The 21,028-nt window shown below is 37.7% G+C and carries 13 protein-coding genes and 1 pseudogene; 8 read left to right on the top strand and 6 right to left on the bottom strand.

From position 1 onward, the window contains the following. Positions 1-39 precede the first annotated feature (39 nt). Positions 40-1,155, bottom strand: coding sequence for a DUF3083 family protein (locus ESZ36_RS19935; RefSeq protein ID WP_146791115.1), 1,116 nt, complete (start codon positions 1,153-1,155; stop codon positions 40-42). Positions 1,156-1,392: 237 nt separating this feature from the next. Here ESZ36_RS19935 and ESZ36_RS19940 point away from each other — a divergent pair, with 237 nt between their 5' ends. From ESZ36_RS19940 to ESZ36_RS19965, 6 genes are all read left to right on the top strand, one after another. Further along, positions 1,393-1,653, top strand: a complete 261-nt coding sequence (locus ESZ36_RS19940; protein ID WP_041736989.1) for a DUF5062 family protein — start codon at positions 1,393-1,395, stop codon at positions 1,651-1,653. Positions 1,654-2,208: 555 nt separating this feature from the next. Further along, positions 2,209-3,267: a 3-deoxy-7-phosphoheptulonate synthase AroG gene (gene aroG / locus ESZ36_RS19945; RefSeq protein WP_146791117.1), complete on the top strand. Its 1,059-nt coding sequence runs from the start codon at positions 2,209-2,211 to the stop codon at positions 3,265-3,267. A 111-nt stretch (positions 3,268-3,378) separates the two neighbouring features. Next, positions 3,379-4,431, top strand: coding sequence for an AAA family ATPase (locus tag ESZ36_RS19950; protein ID WP_146791119.1), 1,053 nt, complete (start codon positions 3,379-3,381; stop codon positions 4,429-4,431). 9 nt (positions 4,432-4,440) lie between these two features. Then, the gene (locus ESZ36_RS19955; protein WP_246129181.1) at positions 4,441-5,463 is read left to right on the top strand and encodes a DUF58 domain-containing protein; all 1,023 of its coding nucleotides are present in this window, start codon (positions 4,441-4,443) and stop codon (positions 5,461-5,463) included. Continuing rightward, positions 5,460-7,691, top strand: coding sequence for a transglutaminase TgpA family protein (locus ESZ36_RS19960; RefSeq protein ID WP_246129182.1), 2,232 nt, complete (start codon positions 5,460-5,462; stop codon positions 7,689-7,691). Before ESZ36_RS19955 ends, ESZ36_RS19960 begins: the two co-directional genes overlap by 4 nt. 202 nt (positions 7,692-7,893) lie before the next feature. Then, on the top strand, positions 7,894-8,253 hold the full coding sequence (locus ESZ36_RS19965) for a DUF4870 domain-containing protein (RefSeq protein ID WP_146791123.1): 360 nt from the start codon (positions 7,894-7,896) through the stop codon (positions 8,251-8,253). 7 nt (positions 8,254-8,260) lie between these two features. On the opposite strand, the gene msbA is transcribed toward ESZ36_RS19965, so the two are convergent. The 5 genes and pseudogenes from msbA to ESZ36_RS23005 all read right to left on the bottom strand — a co-directional run bounded on the left by msbA (position 8,261) and on the right by ESZ36_RS23005 (position 13,334). Continuing rightward, entirely contained in the window at positions 8,261-10,015 is a 1,755-nt protein-coding gene (msbA, locus tag ESZ36_RS19970; RefSeq protein ID WP_146791125.1) for a lipid A export permease/ATP-binding protein MsbA, read from the bottom strand. A 5-nt stretch (positions 10,016-10,020) separates the two neighbouring features. Continuing rightward, a complete protein-coding gene (locus ESZ36_RS19975; RefSeq protein ID WP_146791127.1) occupies positions 10,021-10,941 on the bottom strand; it encodes a lysophospholipid acyltransferase family protein in 921 nt (306 codons plus the stop codon). After that, entirely contained in the window at positions 10,931-11,161 is a 231-nt protein-coding gene (locus ESZ36_RS19980; RefSeq protein WP_011043578.1) for a hypothetical protein, read from the bottom strand. Before ESZ36_RS19980 ends, ESZ36_RS19975 begins: the two co-directional genes overlap by 11 nt. Then, positions 11,155-12,927 (bottom strand): AMP-binding protein, encoded by a 1,773-nt coding sequence (locus tag ESZ36_RS19985; protein WP_146791129.1) that lies wholly within the window; start codon positions 12,925-12,927, stop codon positions 11,155-11,157. Before ESZ36_RS19985 ends, ESZ36_RS19980 begins: the two co-directional genes overlap by 7 nt. A gap of 179 nt (positions 12,928-13,106) precedes the next feature. After that, a pseudogene (locus ESZ36_RS23005) lies at positions 13,107-13,334 on the bottom strand (hypothetical protein). 161 nt (positions 13,335-13,495) lie between these two features. Here ESZ36_RS23005 and recC point away from each other — a divergent pair. Further along, entirely contained in the window at positions 13,496-17,080 is a 3,585-nt protein-coding gene (recC, locus tag ESZ36_RS19995) for an exodeoxyribonuclease V subunit gamma (protein ID WP_146791131.1), read from the top strand. After that, on the top strand, positions 17,080-21,027 hold the full coding sequence (gene recB / locus ESZ36_RS20000) for an exodeoxyribonuclease V subunit beta (RefSeq protein WP_146791134.1): 3,948 nt from the start codon (positions 17,080-17,082) through the stop codon (positions 21,025-21,027). Before recC ends, recB begins: the two co-directional genes overlap by 1 nt. Position 21,028 lies beyond the last annotated feature (1 nt).

Genomic DNA, 21,028 nt, shown 5'->3' on the forward strand with positions numbered 1-21,028 from the left:
ATCTTTAGTGGAGCAGGTATAATAGCTATTAATGACGCTTTATTTTAAATAAAAGCCAACATGTTGATGTAATCTAACCATCATTTCTTCTTGCTCACCAATAATATCCAGTTTCTTAGCAAAGGTATGTAACGCTTGTTCTATTTCATTAACAAACTTACCGTAACCATGACTGGTTTTATCTTGTTCACTGGCAACAAAAACTAACTGTACACTGTCTACCAATTTAGCCGAATTCCATTTACAACTATAACCGCAACTTGTATGAAGTGGGTTATAACTAAGCATTAATAGCTCACCAGAGGTAACAACGTTTTCATCTTCGCCTGAACGTATAATAGGCACTAACCCATTAGCGACTACCGCACCGTTATTTAAGTTTTGGTTTTTAGCTGCGCTGATGAAAGCATCCGCTATAAGGTTATAAAGTGGGTTGTAACGCTCTTGAGGATTTTCGTCATTGCTAACTAATGCACGAACTCGTCGGTTAATGGGAAAATCGACCACGGCATAAGTCAATGCTCTGGCTTGAGCAGATAAGGTGTGTTGATCTGCCATGTATCTGTCTGCAATAGGTCTAAACTTATGCGCTTGGCTACCTTCAATACCTTTACTTTTAGCAAATAAATCGTAAGTTAAATGTTGATGATCACTAACGCGGATGTTTTCTGGTGCAATTTCAGTTTCACTTGCAAAGTCCATTAAGGCTTTAGTAACCAGTTGGTGGAACTTCGCAGACTGCCCACGAATATCATCGCCGTTTGCTAAGAATATCAAGGTGATTTTCTTTGCTTTGTTCGCGCCATTGAAAAAAGTATTTCGACTAGTGTGGTATTTGGGGTTATATAAAAATAGCACTTGTTGTTTAGTTTGTGCGGTAAATTTTTCTGGACTAAAACGTACTCGAGCGAACTTATCGTTGGCAATAAACTGTGCACTCTCAAGAGAAAACTTATCATTAATAGCAAAGAACGTATTTGCAAGGTGCTGATATAGTTTTTCGTATGGCGTTTCACTACTGCTATCAATAAGAGGTTGATACTGCGCTATTAATTCATCGGTTAACGGAATTTTAGCCATCAAATATTGATTTTCTCTGGCAGATGAAGGGATATAAGCTTTGTGTTGTAAGTTTTTTGTACGTGAAATAGGCATAGTCACACCGGTAAAGTTGAGTGAATTAAGTTTATTTACGCAATTATACGAGATCTGTCGTACTACTATATGATGTAAATCAAAAGAAGAGCGAGCAAAATGTTAAAAGTTGTAATTGGTTGTTTATTGGTCACTTATTGCTTTTGTATAACGGTATACGTCAGTGTTTAAGCTTGTATTCATGCGTATTATAAAGCATGGTAATAACAATCAAGATTGCTACAAGGTCGATATTCTATGAAAAAATTAAAAAATGAAGCTGAATTACTTAAAAAAGCATTAACCATTGGTGAAAAGTATGCAGTTAACCGTGGTTATAATAGTTTTTCTGCAACAAATTCTGCCAAAGATAAGATAGAAAGTCTTTATCGCTTATTAGTCAATGATAAGCTTATTCAAGCTTTAGCGGTTGAGAATGAAGATCAGCCTAATATGAAACATAAATTAGCACTTTGGATTGCAAAACAGTTGCCAGAGGGGCATGAATTACTGAAGTAATGATATTATTTTCTGCAATTGTAGAAGTAAACTGCTATGAGCATTTGCTTCTATACCCGTTATCAATCAAGATGCAGGTTTCAGAGTGCTTGAGCAATTTCAATTCAAGGCGCTGTGATGAAATAATGGTTATTCCATTGTGAATCACAGCAACGATAAAGTGATGTTGCTCAAGCGCTTCTTCGATGGGTTTAAAATGACTTTATACTGCGTTAAGTAATCAAACCATAGAAAAACTATGCTTAAATTAATTACCTTGCCTAAAGTCATTTAAATTCCCACTGAAATCCTGCACTTTGAATGGTAACGGGTATACATATCGAATTTTAACCCGTTAGACTAAATATTCTAAAAACTAGCCAGTAACCGCAATTTTCCGTGGCATTCAACCATCAACACTGCTAGATTAATATTGGGATTCTAATTAGGAATTAACAATAAGGTACTTAAAGTTGATTTGCTTAGGCAAATTGATGACCAGAGTATCGTCAACATTCATGCTAATAATTTAATAGTAATGAAATAAGCAACGAAATAGCAGTAGAGAGCGAAACTATGTACCAAACTGACGATGTCCGCATCAATAAAATTAAAGATCTTTTACCTCCAATTGCTTTATTAGAACGATTTCCTGCGTCAGAGCAAGCAACTAAATCAGTCGTTGCAGGCAGAACTGCTATTCACAATATTCTCAAAGGTAAAGATGATCGCTTATTAGTGGTTATTGGACCTTGTTCTATCCACGATCCTGAAGCTGCACTTGAATATGGCCAACGCTTAGTAAAACTGCGTGAAAAGTACAAAGATAGTCTTGAGATTGTCATGCGTGTTTATTTTGAAAAACCACGCACTACCGTTGGTTGGAAGGGCTTAATCAATGACCCTTACATGGATAACAGCTTTAAATTGAATGATGGTTTACGTTTAGGCCGTAAGTTACTAGTCGAGCTAAATGACCTTGGTTTACCTACGGCGGGTGAGTTCTTAGATATGATCACACCACAATATATGGCAGACCTCATGTGTTGGGGAGCGATTGGCGCTCGTACCACTGAATCACAAGTTCACCGTGAATTAGCATCAGGACTTTCTTGCCCTGTTGGATTTAAAAACGGAACTGACGGTACGATTAAAATTGCGATTGATGCTATAGGCTCAGCTTCTGCATCACACCACTTTTTATCAGTAACAAAATTTGGCCATGCTGCCATTGTTGAAACTACAGGCAATAGTGATTGTCATATCATTTTACGTGGTGGTAGAACGACTAATTTTGATGCTGATAGTGTTAAAGCAGTTACCGAGCAATTAACTACCTCTGATTTGAATACTAAGGTAATGATTGATTTCAGCCATGCCAACTCGAGCAAAAAATTCGAAAATCAAATGATAGTCTCTACTGATGTAAGTAAGCAAATAAGCCAAGGCAATGACAATATCTTTGGTGTTATGGTTGAAAGTCATTTAGTTGAAGGCAATCAAAGTCTAGTGAAAGGCAAAGCTGCCGTTTATGGACAAAGTATTACTGATGCTTGTATTGGTTGGGATGATACTGAAACGTTATTAAGTCAATTAAATGAAGCCGTTGTTAGTCGCCGAAGTGTAATAGACTAAGCGACACTAACTTAAACCTCACTCATTTGAGTTAAAAAGGGCTAACAATTCCCTTTATTCTTCATTCATGATAAAACGTCTAATTAACTCTTTATAATTAGACGTTTTTTTATGCCTCAAACGCAGCCCGTTATTGATCAAATCCAAGCTAGCCAGCAGTCCATTACTGACATTTTAAATAAAATTGAAACCGTAGTATTAGGTAAACCCAAAGAGTGTCGTTTAGCACTAGCCTGTTTACTTGCTCAAGGGCATTTGTTAATAGAGGATTTACCCGGTATGGGTAAAACCACACTGGCTCATGTATTAGCTACTACACTCGGTTTAAGTTATCAGCGCACTCAATTTACCAATGATTTATTACCGGCTGATGTTGTCGGTTTTTCAATTTTTGATAAAGAGACTAATCGATTCGAACTTCACAAAGGTCCGATCTTTAATCAAGTGGTTCTAGCGGATGAAATTAACCGTGCCAGTCCAAAAACACAGAGCGCACTACTTGAAGCCATGGCTGAACAACAAGTCAGTATCGATGGTATTACCCATGAGTTACCTACGCCATTTTTTGTGATTGCTACCCAAAACCCACTCTTTCATGCTGGAACTTACCCCTTACCAGAGTCGCAACTAGATCGTTTTATGATGCGATTATCCTTAGGTTTTCCAGACTTAAAAGCTGAAAAGCAGATTTTATTGAATATGAGTCAACGAACAAATCAAACATCACAAAATGTTGAGCTTGATAATGAAGCAATGATTGAACAAGAAGAGTTGATTGCCATACAAGATGCAGTGACTCAGGTTAAGGTATCAAATGATGTTCTTGATTATGTTATTGCCTTAAGTCATGTCAGTAGACGTGCTTATAGTGGTCAGGCTAATGTTGCAAACATGACATGGGATAATGCCCCTGAAATCAACTGTAAACCCTTATCACCACGAGCATCGAAGGCATTATTACAAGCGGCTAAAGCTATGGCTTTTATTGATAACCGTGATTATGTTTTACCTGATGATGTGCAAGCAGTCTTTTATGTTGTCTGTCAGCACCGATTAGAAATGCAGCCGAATCAAAAAATAGGATCGAATCAGAGTGATAGCGCTAGTGTGGCTAATCAAATACTTAACTGTGTCGATGTGTTAAATCCTTTTGGTTATTCATAAGGCTTACTTATGGGAGTAATGACAATCTTTTCATTGCCAAAATCGGTTAGAAAATTGGTTGATAAATCTTTTGAACATTGGCTTTCTCGCAGGATTCCAACTAGGAAAGAACATCAACTAAACAGCCGTAATATCATGATATATCCAACTCGTTTTGGCCTGTCGTATTTAGGCTTTGTTGTCCTCGTCTTTTTATTGGGAACCAACTACCAAAACAATATCATTTTATTGTTTAGTTATTTACTGGCGAGTTTGTTTATTAGTGTGATGTTACATAGCTTTTATAATTTTTCACAATTGCGTTTTTATAGTACAGCAAAACAACAGGGTTATGCGGGTGACGAGTTATACTTTCCAATTCAAATAACCGCGGTAAAAATGCATTATGATATAAATGTTCATTTTACCGATAGCACATTAAATAGCCAAATTGAAAGAATCGTCCAATGTCCGCAGGGCAGTCAAGAAATAAAATTATCATATAAATCATCTAAACGTGGCATGCACTGCTTAGGTAGAGTCACCTTATTCAGTGAGTATTCTTTAGGTATCTTTAAAAGCAAGACCATCTTAGATTTTGGTCACTGCGCTATTATATACCCTAAACCTACCAACTTAATTGCCGGTCAATATCAGCTATCAGCTCAATCAGATGAACAGAGTATAGAAAGTTATCAAACGTCTAATCTAGTTGGCACTGATGATTTTTCAGAACTTAAAAGCTTTGTTAGAGGAGAGTCGAGAGCAAGAACCGCTTGGAAGCAGCTAGCCAAAGGGCAAGGGCATTACTCAAAACATTATCAAGCAAACCAAGGTCAACTAAAGTGGTTAAAACTTGATGATATGCCAAGTAATAATATAGAAACTAAATTGTCTTATTTGTGTTTTCTCATCAATGAGTTAACCGCAACGAATCAACATTTTGGGTTAGCACTTTCTACCGATATCAATAATAAATCAATGAACATATCACCTAACACTGGCATTAATCACCAACAAGCTTGTTTAACCGCACTGGCATTATATTCATGAGTTTTTTCAAGAGGAAAGCTACTCAACCATCCTCAGGTTATCTCGGTAAAGGCAAGAATAGAAGTAAAATAAACTTTAGCTTAAGCAGAAAAAATGCTTGGTTACTATGGTTGTGTCAATGTTTGAACATTGCAGTTATTGCCCTAGAATTAAGTACTTGGATGCTTGCCATTATTTCATTGTCACTTGTATGGCAGGCACTTTTATTACATCAAAACCGAGATCGTGTTAAAGCGAAAAATACAATAAAATCGGGTACACAAGCGGACCATCGTCCAAACACTCATCTACATAAACAACTAGCCACTAATGTTGCACCTGTATTACTCGGGATGTTTGCCTTATTAGGCTGCTTAGCTATTGCGATTACGGCAAAAGAGGTGGGAATATTAACAAGTATGCTGCATCTACTTTGTTTTTCTTATGTACTTAAAGCCTTTGAATTAAAAGCCCGTAGTGATTTTTATCAGCTCTTACTTTTGGGATTGTTTGTGCTGGCCTCTTCGCTTATTTTTAGGCAAGACTTAGCTTTTACGCTGATAACTTTCATCTTATTGGTAATCAATTTAGCGGTGTTGTTACAACTTTTCTCAATGGAGAAGGCTTTTGCAACGAATATTAAAGTGGTGGTTCTCTTACTGGGGCAGAGCACTCTACTGGCGATTGTACTTTTTTTAGTGTTTCCTCGATTATCACCTTTTTGGCAAGTCCCACGAGCAAAATCAGCTGAAACCGGTTTGTCAGACACCGTTAAACCTGGAGATATCGCAAATTTAACGCGCTCTACTAAGTTGGCATTTCGCGTTGATTTTGGTCAACAAAAAGTGCCTGCATATTCACAGCTATATTGGCGTGCAATGGTGTTAGAAGATTACGACGGTAAACAGTGGAGTAGACAAAAGGCAACGAGAACAACACTATCAAATAAGGCTACTGGTTCAGATAAAAGCTCAAATGATAAACCGTTAACATTTGATGCTAGCACAACAGATGTTTTGCCCTTAAATTACCACGTAATTGTCGAGCCGAGTTTTCAAAAATATCTCTTTGCATTAACGCCAGCGATTATCGCTGGTGATAAAAGTGGCATCAATCCTCAAACTGGCTTCACCTTCAGCAGCACAAGAATTATTAGCCAAGCTAAATCTTATCAATTAACCAGCTACTTAACTGCGCCATTAGCCCTTGAGTTATCGAAAAAAAGTAAGCAGGTCAACTTGCGCTTTCCAGAGGGGAGCAACCCCAGACTAGAACAGTTTGCTCTGCAATTACGGCACAATTATGCTGATGTAGAAGCTAGGGCAAAAGCGGTATTAACGTTTATCAACAAAGAAAAATACGCCTACACTTTACAGCCTCCAATGCTTGATAATAACAGCTTAGACCAATTCTTTTTTGATACTCAATCAGGATTTTGTGCTCACTATGCCAGTGCCTTTACCTTTTTAATGCGCGCTTCAGGCGTTCCTGCACGTATGGTTATTGGTTATTTAGGTGGCGAATATAATGGTGAAAATGAACAACAGTCCGACTCACAAGGGCACTTGAGCATTTATCAATATGATGCTCATGCTTGGTCCGAAATATGGGTAACAGGTAAAGGATGGCTTCGAATTGATCCAACAAGTGCAGTGGATCCGCAGCGCGTTAACTCTGGCTGGTCTTCTGAACTTCTACAACAGCAATCAGCACTTAATAATGATTTAATCAGTTTATATAAATTTAAGAATAGTGCATTTTTGAACGCTATACGCTTACAACTTGATGCCCTTGATTACCAATGGACCCGTTGGGTTATTGGTTTTACTACAAAACAACAATATAATTTATTTAAAAACTTGTTTGGCAAGATGGCCTCGTGGAAATTAGCCTTAATTATTGGTGTTTCATTGATTATCAGTATGGCTACGCTTATGTTGTGTTTACACCTGTTAAATCGCACTAAGCATACACAAAAAGTATTATCTAAGTGGCAAGTCGTTTATCAAAAAGCGTTGGCTCAATTGGCAAAGCAGGGCATGGATAAACCCGCGGGAATGACAGTTAATGATTTTGCAAAACAAGTAAGAGAACAGTCTCCAGAGTTGGCCATTGCCTTTACTCGGCTGAGCGCCAGCTATAATAGCCTGTGTTATCAAACGCTATCGATTGATGAACAAGATAAATTAGTATTAACCATGCAGCATCATTATCGACAGTTTCTCCATATTTTGAAAAAACAATCATAAAAATATTTTATAACCTTTATTCATATAATTGAAACATTTAACCGTTATTCTTGGGATCAGGGAAGAGAATTGCCTTGTCGAGTGGCCTTATCTCTTCTAAGTTTAAAGTAAGCCTAAGTTAAATTTCACGTTTAGTTTAACGTAAAATTAGTACAAATTATTTAGGTGGATTTAACGTAACATTAGAAATGGAGAACCTGTTATGCCAAATATCCCAAGTGATTATGACAATGTTTTTGAGAGAAAACTGAGTCTCGCTGAGCGTTCTAAAATGGCTATATTGGTGGCTGTGATAAGCTACTTTACTCTTATAGGCTGGATAGTTGCGCTGATTATTTATGATAAGCATCAATCATCACTGGCAAGCTTTCATTTACGTCAATCTTTAGGTCTCATTATTACCGGCGCAATCCTTTCATTGATCCCTTTAGTGGGATGGGTACTAAATATAGGTGTCTTTTTAGGCTGGATAGTAGGTATTTATGCTGCTATTCAAGGACAAGAATACAAAGTCCCCTTGTTAGGTGATTTTTATCAACGGCATTTAGACTTTATTGAATAATATCGATTTATTGACCGTGATATAGCGCTTGATAATAACCTGCTTTAGCCAGTAAAGTTTTATGATTTCCTTGTTCTATCAATCGACCTTTATTGATGACGATGATTTCATCAACATGTTGAATGCTCGATAATTTATGGGCAATGATCAGTACTGTTTTATTTTGAGTTAAGCGCGTTAAGGCCTGTTGGATATGTTTTTCACTGTGGTTATCTAGGGCCGATGTCGCTTCATCTAATACGATAATTCTCGCATCGCGCAAAATAGCACGGGCAATGGCTATGCGCTGTCTTTGTCCTCCAGATAAATTTCGACCATTTTCTCCTATTTCTGTATTCAAACCTAAGGGTAACTCTTTAGCGAAAGCCATCACATTAGCATTTATTGCTGCTTGTTCAATTTCTGTGTCTGTTACATCGCGGTGACAACCAAAGCAAATATTGTTTGCTAGCGTATCATCTATTAAAACGATGTCTTGTGAAACAAAGGCAAATTGTGCTCTAAGTGAGGTTAAACTATAGTCTTCAATGGCAATATCATTAATTAAAATACTTTGCTTTGGCGATTGATATAAACGCAATAGTAAACGGGCTAAGGTACTTTTACCGCTGCCAGATTCACCAACAAAGGCGATACTCGTACCGGCTTTAATGTTCAATGAAAAATTAGAGAGTGCGGGCTGTGTTTTCCCCTGATAGGTAAAAGATAAATTGTTAAAGCTTATGTTTAAGCACTGTTTTGATAAGTGTTTTTTGCCGGTGTCATGTTCTTCTTGTTGATCTAAAAAACTAAATAAGCTGTTAGCTGCTATTAAGCCTTTTTGTAATTGTTGATTAATATTACTGAGCTGTTTTAGTGGTTTTAGCAGTGAGCCCATGGCAATTAATATTAAGGTAAAACTGCCAGGGGTGAGTTGATTTAATACTTGATCGATACTGGCAAGCAATAACACTGCAGCAATGGCGAAAGAAGCAATGAGCTGAATAACAGGATTACTAATGGCACTTGTCGCCTGAAGTTTCATATTTTGCTGGCGATTATGGTTATTTATCTTCTCAAACTGTGCGCTTATCTGTGTTCTAGTATCGAGTAAAACAATTTCTTGTTGATTCAAAATGGCTTGCTCTGTTTTGTTACTCACTTGTCCCATACTATTTTGCAGTTTATGGCTAATATTTTTGAATCGTTTTGAAACCTTATTAATAATTAGCGCAATAATAGGGACTATAAATAAAAAAATTGCCGTTAATTGCCAACTGTTGTAAACCATCATAGAGAATAATACTAGAATGATTACCGACTCTCTGATTGCAATAACCACTGCACTTGAAAAGGCTTGTGATAATTGCTCGGTATCATAAATTATTTTTGAAATTAGGCTGCCACGACTGTTTAGATCAAAGTATTCTCGAGGTAAAAACAATAATTTGTCAAAAGCTTGTTGGCGAATACGATAAGTCACTTTACTGCTGATGTACGCAATAGCGTAACTTGAAGTAAAACTTGCTATACCACGCAGTAAAAATATACCTATAACTAATAATGCGCCTAATTGTAGGGTGTGGCTGTCGGCTTTACCTAAACCCTGATCAATCAGTGGTTTGACAAAATAAATCATACCTGCATCAACCAAACTGAACAGGCAAAGACCAGCTAAGCCGATAAAAATAAGCTTTTTGTATACTCGATAATAAGAGAATAACCGAGAGTATAGGTTAGCACTGGGTTTTGAATTTTCTATAAGAGTTTTGTTGTTTGTCATGGTACTTAGTTTTTCCAACGGTTATATGACCAATACCATTGATTAGGATATTGTTTGATTATTTGTTCAAACCGTTGATAAATTTTTGACATGATTTGGTCAACAGTTGGTTCAGTTTCTTGCTTTGATGATGTTTGAGCAGTCAGGTTTGGATTGACGTATAAGGTTTCAAAAAACACTTGTACTTGTCCGTCCCCCTGATAAATTGCGTAAGCTAACAGCAAAGGTTTTTTACTCATCTTTGCCAAGAGCGCTATACCTGCTGGCGCTTTGGTTTCTTGGCCGAAGAAGGTTACGTCTGTTTGGTTTGCATAAAGATCACAATGCAAAGAGAGATAAGCGTTACTTCCTGATTTTTTTAATAGCTCACTAAATGCACTACTTGAGTTCTTATTGATAGCGGTAATATTAACGGCAGAATAAAAGTCCATTGAGTCTGCTAAGAAACGCGGAATATTGCTTAAGGTGACAGACTCTTTAGCAAATTTTGCTACCGCTAATGGCACTGCTTCATAACAACCCAAATGCATAGTAGCGATACAAGCACCTTCACCTGATTGTAAAATACGTAAAGTATCCTCGTCACAGAAAATGTCAGGTTCAACCTCAGAAAGCCAAAACGATTCAGCAACACCGTAGGCACAATTACCATAAGCGTCAAAAGCTAAATTGGTTGCTTCTTTTATGCTAAGTTCGGGCATTGCATTAGTAATGTTCTTTATCGCTCTCAATCGTGTTTTATTAGCAAAATATAAGATTGTCTTACCAATATTTTTGATCAGCTTTTTACGCCGAGTTCTTGTTAGCTTGGTTAAAGCAGCCAGCAGTAATTTCAGCAACTTACTGAGAGACTTTTGTTTTAGTGACATTAGCGGCGCACTTTCCATAACACTAGGCTCTAATTTTTCTGAATTGTTAACTGTCATGATGACGTTCAACCCAGCTAATGAACTGATCTATTTGTTTCAAGTTGGCTGATAACGCTTGTTCAAAAGGTAATTTCAAATTAAATTTTTGTTCAAGTTCAAGTATTAACATCATAAAATCAAATGACTTTATCGTGCCGAGTAAATGATCGGTTAAATCAGTTAATGGGCAATGGGACTTTTCTTCGATGAAATGAATAATACTTTGTTGTATTAACATGGTGTTGCCTCTTTAGGAGTAAATTTATTGCTTGTCTTGTTAATGGAAGTCGCTGGAACTGCATTATTAAGTAGTGCGTTGATATCTACTTTTCCGCTGATATTACGGGGTAAATGGCGGTAGAGATTAAATTCATCAGGTACCATATAAGCAGGTAAATGCTGTAAACAATGTTTTCTTAACTCACTAATCTTCTGCTGATTTATATCGTCTGAGTGCAGGGCAGGGTTTGAAACCTGAGCGGTCTCGATAAAAGCCATGATTCTTGTGTTGCCCGCTATTTCAGTTTGTGCTGAAACTACGCACCAAGTTATGTCGTTTGAAAAATTAACAATAGCGTCTTCAATTTCTGCTGCTTCAACCCTGTGTCCTGATGTTTTAAATTGATGGTCATTACGGCCGTGAAATACGATGTTTTGCTGTTCGTCGTAATAGACAATGTCACCCGTTCGGTAATAGCGTACCGGGGTTTTTCCTACGTCGGTAATTAAGGTGATAAATGCTTGTTGTGTTTTCTCTGCATCTTGGAAGTAACCTTCAACAAGCTGATCGCCGGCTAGATACAATTCGGCTAAGGTATTTGTTGAGGTGATTTTTTGTTTATCGGTGACTAATATCGTGGATAACCCAGGTAAAGCTTTACCAATGGGGACTGAGGCTGATTTGATGGTTTGATTATCGCTCAATTCATAATAAGTAGCCGTAATGGTGCATTCAGTTGGACCATAAATATTTATTACGCGGCTATTATGAGCACATTGTTGCCATTTAAGTGCTTGGTTAGTTAATAATTTTTCACCACCAAAGCAACTAACTCTTAGATGTGGCAGTTGTTGTGGTTTGAGTAAACTGAGTCTATCCATGAAAGATAAAATGGAAGCAACACCGGAAAAAACAGTTAATTCATGCTGTTTAATAAACGCTAGTGGACACATGAGTCGTTCGCTGGGAATAACATAAAGTGCAGCGCCTTTGCTCCAGCAACTGAACATGTCATGTACAGAGAGATCAAAAGACAATTCAAAAAATTGACTCACTTTGTCGGTCGCTTTTAATCGTAATAATTCATCGAGTCTACCAAGATGACTAACAATGTTTTTATGACTAACCGCAATACCTTTAGGGACTCCGGTACTGCCAGAGGTAAATAAAATATAAGCAAAATGGTTCGCTGTTTTTAGTTTCAATTCAGCGTCGTTCAATTGGTCTGATAGTGAACGAGTATTACTTGTTAATGTAGATGATGGTATTGGCGTTGAAGTAGAACTACTTGTAGTAGTCACGGCTAAATCAATATCTCCAATGCTAAAACACTGATGATGCCAGTTATTTGATAACCATTTGGCGTTATCAGCGCCTAAGTAAATTACCACTAAAGAAGGTTCAGTTAATTGTAGTAATTCAGTAGGGTCTTCATTTTCAGCAACAAGAAGCACTTGGCCATCTATTTGTGATAATACTTTGCTAATACGATTAGCGGGTTGTTTATTATTAAGCGGAACATAGGCGTTATTTGTGCTTAAAATTGCTAATATCCCAGCATACATGTGCCATTGTCGACCACCATAAATGGCAACAGGACGCTGTTCCTTATTAAAGTGAGCAATGTAGTTTCCCCAGCGCTGGCTTACTTCAAATAGCTTTTGATAGGTAAATGTTTTTGCCGATGAACGATTGGCTTTGCCGCTACTCTCTTCCGTATACAATGCAGTATTATCAGGGAACTGACGTACAGCGTTTAAAAAGCTTGCTTGATATAAATTCATAATGATAATTCAGGAGCTGATTCGATGAATATAAATTTAACCAAAGTCTGACTTTACTTCAGTATGTGTAATGTCGACAAACTGTCGAAACAATGTGTATCTTTGTTAAAAAGTGTAAATTTTGACTAAAAAATTAATAGGGACTTTATTCGATATATGATTAATTTAACTCGTATTCTTTATAGCCTTATGGTTAAATTTATCTTAGGGGCTGTTGATCTTTCGAGGTTACTTTTGCAGCGAGTTGTTGGGTACTTATACAAGGAAGAGCGTTTGTCATGTGGTTATTCCACATAAAAAGGCGATAACGCAGTAAAAATGCCCAACAAACGCTGTCCGAAGGATTCGGCTAAAAGCGTTTTATTCTTTGTTGAGTAGTATTTGCTTAGAATGACTAGGCTACACAATACTCGCCGTGACTAAAACGCTTTTATCACGAACAAAATTTAACCCTGAAAGATCAACAGCCCCTAGTTTTAGTTCTTACTTTAACTATTGATGTATAACGCATTTATTAATCCTATTTTTAGGGAATGTTCTCCTTTTACCAAACCATTAAGGCATTATCTTGATCCATCTTTATCCTGCCAACAAAATGGAAAACTTGTTGCTCTTACTCAACAAAATTTCCCAGCTTTCCCCTCTAGGTGTATTTAATCAAGAAGTCATTGTGGTACAAAATGCAGGTATGCAGCATTGGCTTAACTTAGCCATTGCACAAGAACGCGGTATTAGTATGAATATGCGTTACGCGTTACCAGCTCAATTTCTCTGGAAGCTAATAAGATCGCTAGCTAGTGATGATAAGGTACCTGAGCAGTCACCTTATTCAAGAGAGGTACTTTGTTGGCGTATACATGCACTTTTAGCACTAGATTCTGTCGTAGAAGATGATGATTTTAGTCAAGCTACGCACTATTGGCGTGGTGAAAAAGCGTCTACCACAGATGACAATGATGGGCATAATGAAGACAAACATGCACAACTAAAACGTTATCAATTAGCAACACAATTAGCCGATTTATATGAGCAGTATTTAATTTTTAGGCCGCAGTGGTTAAACAATTGGCAGCAAGGTAAATTTGAACTTAAAGGCTTAGAAAAACTATCAGCCAGTGAGCATAAATGGCAAGGCAAGTTGTGGCGATTATTAATTGCCCAATTACCGTATAATCCAGTTGAATTACTTAATGATGCGATTGACAATATTCAAGATAAAAAAGAGCTTATTCCACCGCGCATTAGTTTTTTTGGTCTTAATACCATGGCACCAATGTGGTTGAATTTTATTAATGCCCTAAGTGAGCATGTTGAAGTACATTTCTTTCATCTTAATCCGTGTTTCTCTTATTGGGGAGATGTCGTTACTGAGAAATATGCCTTAAATAAGTTATCACAATGGTCAGATGGTGTGGACGATGTGCAAAGTTTTGTCGGTAATCCGTTATTAGCAAACTTGGGCCAGCAAGGGCGAGAATTTATCTCAATGTTGCAAGATTACAGTACCATTGATGTTGAATTATTTGAGCAAGCTAAAAGTGCCCAGCCAATAATTGATAATAGCGAAGTAAAGAGTGTTTTACATCAACTTCAAAACGATATTCTTTCTCTTACTGATGCAAGAAGTTGTAACGAAAATAAGACCGAAGATGAGGCAGCTCCTCCTAAAGCATCACAACATGATGATTCAATTATTATCACTAGTTGTCATAGCGCTTTACGGGAAGTCCAAGCACTACATGACTATTTATTACATCAATTTAATCAAGACAAAAGTTTAACACCTAAAGATATCTTGGTTATGTGCCCGCAAATAGAACAATATGCCCCTTATGTAAACGCTGTCTTTACTCGTGGTTGGCAAGATATAGCGGGTGAAGTTCCGCCGCTGCCTTGCTCTATTGCTGATCGCAGTGCCAAAGATAGTGACCCTCTAGTCGCTGCTTTTACTGAGTTACTAACGTTACCGGATAGCCGATTTGGTGTCTCACAATTGTTAGCCTTTTTACGTTTACCTGCCATGGCACATAACTTTTCTATTAACGGTGAAGACTTAGCTAAAATTTCTGCTTGGCTTGAGCAAGCGACGGTGCACTGGGGCTTAGACTTAACCCACAAACAATCCTTGTTAGGGCAACAAGCAAACGCTTCGTTTACTTGGCAACAAGGCTTGTCACGTTTACTCCGTGGTTTTGCTTATGCCGACAGCGAACAAATTTATCAACAACAACTGTTATTAAGCAATGTTGAAGGTAGTGACAGCATATTACTCGGTCAATTAATGTTATTTATCGAACAATTACATTACTTTAGTGAAAATTTGCAAAGGTCTCGCACCGCGATACAGTGGCAAAGTTTCTTACTTGATCAACTAAGCTACTTGTTTAGCCGAGTCGATGCAGACAACGTCAGTAATGAAAATAGCCTGATGGTAATTGAGCAAGCAATTGCAGGCCTGGTTGAACATTGTCACCACGCCCATTTTGAAGATGACATATCACTGTTAATTGTGGTTGATTATTTAACCCAACATTTCAGTCAAGGTGATGCCAGTAAACAGTTTATGGTGGGGCAAGTAACCTTTTGCTCTATGTTACCTATGCGTAGTATTCCGTTTAAGGTAATCGCGGTTCTGGGTTTGAATGATGGTGAATTCCCTAGACAACGCCAAGCCTTAGGTTTTGATCTTATGTCGTTATCTAAAGCTGAATTAGGCGATAGATCACGTCGTGGTGACGACAGGTACTTATTTCTTGAAGCAATTATCTCGGCGAGAGACTCGTTATATCTGAGCTATCAAGGTCGAAATATCAAAAATAACAATGAAAAACAACCGTCGTTAGTCGTAAAAGAACTGATGGAATATCTAGCACAAGGTTATGGTTGGCAGTTTTCAGAAGAGCAGGTCAGTTCTGATACCAATGATGATCCCAATAGCGAAGGCAATCAATCAGCTATCTATCAACTAGCCATGCAAGCCTTTAGTCCTAATAACTATCGAGGAACTTGGCCAAGTTTCGATGCTAACTGGTTAGCGCTAGGCCAAAGTGTTGATAGTGATAATGACGAAAGCGTAGGAGAAGGCTCCGCTCTCGCTATTGAAAGCTCTGCTGTAACAAAAGAGCAATCGGATGAGGTGAGTTTATCTAGCCAGCAGTTAATACGTTTTTATCAGCATCCTGCAAAAATGTTTGCCCAACAGCAACTTAATTTATATTTTGAGAATCACAACATCTTACTTGAAGATGTTGAACCCTTTAGCGTTAATCACTTACAAAGCTACTTATTACGACAAGACTTACTCAGTGCCGCATTAACTGGAACAGTAGATTCCCCATCAAATAAAGATGAGTTTGAACAGGTTATAACCCGTGCACACTTGTCAGGTAAGTTTCCTGATTTACCGACAACAACTAATCTGTTTAATGATTATCAACAGGATGTTCAACAGTTTAGCGAAGAAATTAGTAAGCTTAACTGTGAGAATCCTGAACTTATTGACTGTAATGTGGCTCTTACTATCGACGACGTTACCGTTTCTTTAAAGACACAATTAGGGGTTAAGAATAACCTTTTAGTGCACTATCGTAGCTCAAGCGCTAAAGCCAAAGATAAATTTACTATGTACCTGCAACAGCTTGTCGTTCAGGTATGGCAAGATCAATCTATAGCCAATGAAACTCACATTACTGATGTGAATCAACAAAAATTACGGCATGTTAGCGAAACTATTGGTTTATATTTTAATACCAAAGCCCAGAAAGTTGAGCAGTTCAATGTGGCAAACATTGCTGATGCAAAATCAAAATTGATTAATCTTGTTAAAATGTTTTTCAAGGGGCAACAACAAGTTTTACTGTTAAATGGTGAGTTGGCCGACCAAGTGTTTACTAAAAAACGTGGTCAGATCGTTGAAATGACACAAGCGCGTTTTGAAGGTTTATGGTTAGGTGATATGAGCACGCGCGGCTTAAGTGATGATGATTACCTCAGCTATTTTTGGCCAGAGTGTCCGCAGTACCATAATCACCAAGCTGATATCGAGTTTATCTATCAGGATTTATATCAAGTCGTCACTAAAAAATCAGCCAAAACAGCAGCTAAAAAAGCTACTGCTAAGCCATCTACTAGTGCTAGCAAGGAGGCTAAATAATGACTCAACTTGATACTGCAGAGTCTCAACAAGCTTCTACTAAAGAAAATCATGAAGACGTAACACTAAAAAACCTTGATGCAGCTACCATTGACTTAAGTGGTAAACATCTTATTGAGGCCAGTGCTGGTACGGGTAAAACCTATAATATTACCCGTATCTACTTACGTTTATTACTTGAACGCGAGTTAACGGTTGAACAAATATTATTGATGACCTTTACCAAAGATGCGACCCAAGAATTAAGAGGTCGCATTGATGCTTTTATTCGTTTAGCCCTGAGTGACTGGGATACTTTGTGTGTAGAGGACGCTTACTTTGCCACGCTTGATAAACGTATTGAAAAAACTCAACGAGAATTTTTATTAAAGCGCGCGTTACTGTTTTTAGATGAAGCGGCTATTTTTACTATCCATGGTTTTTGTCAGCGGGTATTAAATCAATATGCGTTTACCAGTGGTTTACCGTTCAATGCCAATATGGCAGCTAATTCATCTGAAATTACCCTGCAAGTTTGCCAAGATTGGTATCGCAGTTTAGCCAAGTCTGATCATGATAGCTTTATGCTACTAGCAAGCTTTTGGGCGACGCCAGATAGCTTTTTATCCAGTTTTAGTAAAGCTATAGGTCATACCAGCGCTTTATCGGTTGTTGATGTTGAAAGTATTGAAGCTGAATTTATTGCCTTAGTACGTCTGGCAGCGCAAGCGTTAACTGCCAACAGTGATTTATTTGAAAACGCTTTAATACTGGTTAAAAAGGGCGCAGACCAAGAAAAAAGACGTAGTGAACTCATGCAATTAAATACTTGGCTTGAGAGCATTATCAGCAAAGAGTTATCACTGCTTGATGTTGGTGAAGGTAAGGTGAAAATGCCGGATGGTTTTTTTGATGGCAAACGTTATGCTAGATCGACCTATAAAGCTGAGCTACTCGAAGCTTTTGCACCAGTAAAAGAAGTCAAAGAGCAAGTTAAGAAAATAGCGAATAATATTAACAAAGCGAAAGCCTATAGCATTGTTAAATCTGGTATTTACATTATTCGACAGCAAGTCATTGAACAGAAAAAAGCGCTTAATTTATTAGATTTTGACGATCTTATTAATACCTTAGCCAATTGTCTTAACTCTGGCACTGTAAGCGATGACAGTTCAAACGATGACAATGCAATTGATGGTGATTTTAGTGAAGAAAACTCTCATTTACTCGCTAAACAGCTACTCGCACAATATCCAGTAGCCTTAATAGATGAGTTTCAAGATACTGACCCTAAGCAATTCGGAATATTACAATCGATCTATTATGGCGATAATGCTAAAAAAGCTAATGCAGGTTTATTCCTTATTGGTGATCCAAAGCAGGCTATTTATGGATTTCGTGGTGGTGATATCTTTGCCTATTTAAATGCGCGTAGCGGCTGTGATCACCATTGGTTGATGGATACCAATTGGCGTTCAACGCCACAAATGATTGAAGGTTATAATCAGTTCTTTACATACAAGCGTAATGAATCTTTAGTTGAAGAGACTTTGGCTTCTAAAACACAGAGCCAACAAAATGAGAGTGTCTTTGGTTTTGGTATTCCTTATTTACCCGTGTTAGCGGGAAAAAAAGCGAAAGAAGCAGATAGCCAAGATCAAACGTCACAAAATGAGCAAGTTATCTTAGACAGTGATAAAGCACTGCAATTTATTCATTTTACAAATGATGAAACATCCGATGATACTAACCCGCAAGGTGACAAAGTGAGTCAAGGTAGTCGTCCTATGTTGGCTAACTGGTGTGCTAATGAAATCGTTACCTTGTTGGCTTCAAAAGGGGCTTCAAATAAGATAAATCCGAAAGACATCGCCATACTTGTCAGAGATGGCGCTGAGGCGCGAGATATCAAACATGCCTTGCAACAAGCAGGGCTTGATAGCGTGTTCTTATCAGATAGAGCCAATTTATTTCATTCTCAACAAGCTAAGCAATTATTGGGCTTACTTAAAGGGGTATTGTTACCTGAAAATGAACGATTGTTTGTCGCCGCGCTGTCCTGTGGTTTGTTAGGCTTTGATGCGAAAAAACTACATCGATTGCAGCAAGATGAAATGGCTTATCAAACATTGAAGTTTGCTTTTGTCGATTATCGAACGCAATGGCAACGACAAGGTTTTATTACCATGGCCATTAATTTGATGCATAACCTGATTGATGTACCTCAAAATAATAAAGATCGTTGTTTGACCAATGTGCTGCATTTGTTTGAAATTTTACAAGCGGCGAGTGTTAGATTAAGTCAAGGGCAAGAATTGTTACATTGGTTTGAGCAGCAATGTCATCTAGAAACCAATGACGTTGAAGCCGAGCTACGCTTGGAGAGTGATGGCGATCTTATTCGTTTAATTACTCAACATGGTTCTAAAGGACTTGAATATCCTTATGTCTTTATTCCTTTTGCTTGTCGTCATAAAGATCCGCTTAAGTTTGGCAATAAATCAGTCAGTTATTTAGAGTACCATGATAAAAACGGTGAGCTGTGCTTAAGCCTTGATGGCTCAAAAGAAGCAAAAAAAGCTATGAGTAATGAAGCTTATGCCGAAAGTATTCGTTTGCTTTATGTTGCGATAACCAGAGCCGAACGAAGATGTTACGTACTCTGTTGCGCCTTTGATGCGTATCATTTATCACCTTTAGGTAAAACACTGCAGTTTCAAGAGCAAGAGAGCATCATTAAACCGTTAAGAGCACTTAAGGCAAGTGCTGAGCACGCTATTGGTATTCGCGAGGTATCGCTTGATTGTGCTCTTGATATTAATATTAATATTGATAAGGATGATGAAGCCGCACTAAATCCGCTAGGCCTAAGTCCGTCAAACAAGAAAGCACAAGCGTTTGCCAATACCGCGGTCAGTAAATTCGTTGGTAAAATAGAGCGAGATTGGTGGTTGAGTTCATTTACCGCTTTAAGTCGCAATATTCGCCATGCAGGCGTTTCTAATCCTGATAGAGATACTGCTGACATAGCGAACAGGCAATTAGAGGCATTAACCACTAGTGCAGAGCATACTGATACCGAACATGATAGTGCTGAGAAAATTTGCTTTAAATTAACGAAAGGTGCAAATACGGGTAACTTATTACACGATATTTTGGAGCAAACTGATTTTTCTGAACCTGATTGGCAAGAGAGTTTTGAAAAACCTTTATTAGCCTATGGTGAGCTAAATGCCAATAACGCTAACAATAAAAGTACGTCATTTACCTCGGATGATTTGATTCAGTGGTTAGAGCAAGTGATTAGCGCTCCTTTCATCGCGAACAATCATAGTGAACTCACTAACGATGATGAGGAAGTCGGGTGTCTTGCCGATATCGCTATCAATAGAACGCTACGTGAAAGTGAATTTTATTTTCCTATGCGAGGCGAGGGCACTAACGCCTTAGCTAATTTGCTAACCGATCACCGAAATAGGGCTGAGCGTGATTCAAGTGGTAGTACTGACGCTGAGATTAACTCCGGAAAAAGTAGTGCATTAAACAACACCTTAAAATATCCAGTCATGTTGCCGAGTTATAAAAAACTCTCAGGCATGATGCATGGTTTTATCGATTTGATCTTTGAATATCAAGGGAAATATTATCTGTGTGATTATAAATCTAGTCACTTAGGCGATAGCTTTCAAGATTATCAGTTTGATGCATTGCTCGATAATGTTGAGAAAAATTATTATGACTTACAATACCTAATTTACTCATTAGCATTACACCGTTATTTGAAACAAACCTTAGTAGATTATGATGTTAATCAGCATTTTGGTGGCGTCTATTATTTATATCTACGTGGTATGACAACAAAGCCTGAGCATAAAGGTGCAGGTGTTTATTATCGAAAAATTACTGAGCAAGAAATCAATAATTTAGATGCGCTGTTTTCTAATGAAAAAAGCAATGAGGAAACGTAGC

This window comes from Colwellia demingiae (assembly GCF_007954275.1).
Taxonomy (GTDB): Bacteria; Pseudomonadota; Gammaproteobacteria; order Enterobacterales; family Alteromonadaceae; genus Colwellia; species Colwellia demingiae.

Coding starts and splice junctions, on each gene's coding strand:
- ESZ36_RS19935 (WP_146791115.1), bottom strand. CDS start 1,155: ATGCCTATTTCACGTACAAAAAACTTACAACACAAAGCTTATATCCCT.
- ESZ36_RS19940 (WP_041736989.1), top strand. CDS start 1,393: ATGAAAAAATTAAAAAATGAAGCTGAATTACTTAAAAAAGCATTAACC.
- aroG (WP_146791117.1), top strand. CDS start 2,209: ATGTACCAAACTGACGATGTCCGCATCAATAAAATTAAAGATCTTTTA.
- ESZ36_RS19950 (WP_146791119.1), top strand. CDS start 3,379: ATGCCTCAAACGCAGCCCGTTATTGATCAAATCCAAGCTAGCCAGCAG.
- ESZ36_RS19955 (WP_246129181.1), top strand. CDS start 4,441: ATGGGAGTAATGACAATCTTTTCATTGCCAAAATCGGTTAGAAAATTG.
- ESZ36_RS19960 (WP_246129182.1), top strand. CDS start 5,460: ATGAGTTTTTTCAAGAGGAAAGCTACTCAACCATCCTCAGGTTATCTC.
- ESZ36_RS19965 (WP_146791123.1), top strand. CDS start 7,894: ATGCCAAATATCCCAAGTGATTATGACAATGTTTTTGAGAGAAAACTG.
- msbA (WP_146791125.1), bottom strand. CDS start 10,015: ATGACAAACAACAAAACTCTTATAGAAAATTCAAAACCCAGTGCTAAC.
- ESZ36_RS19975 (WP_146791127.1), bottom strand. CDS start 10,941: ATGACAGTTAACAATTCAGAAAAATTAGAGCCTAGTGTTATGGAAAGT.
- ESZ36_RS19980 (WP_011043578.1), bottom strand. CDS start 11,161: ATGTTAATACAACAAAGTATTATTCATTTCATCGAAGAAAAGTCCCAT.
- ESZ36_RS19985 (WP_146791129.1), bottom strand. CDS start 12,927: ATGAATTTATATCAAGCAAGCTTTTTAAACGCTGTACGTCAGTTCCCT.
- recB (WP_146791134.1), top strand. CDS start 17,080: ATGACTCAACTTGATACTGCAGAGTCTCAACAAGCTTCTACTAAAGAA.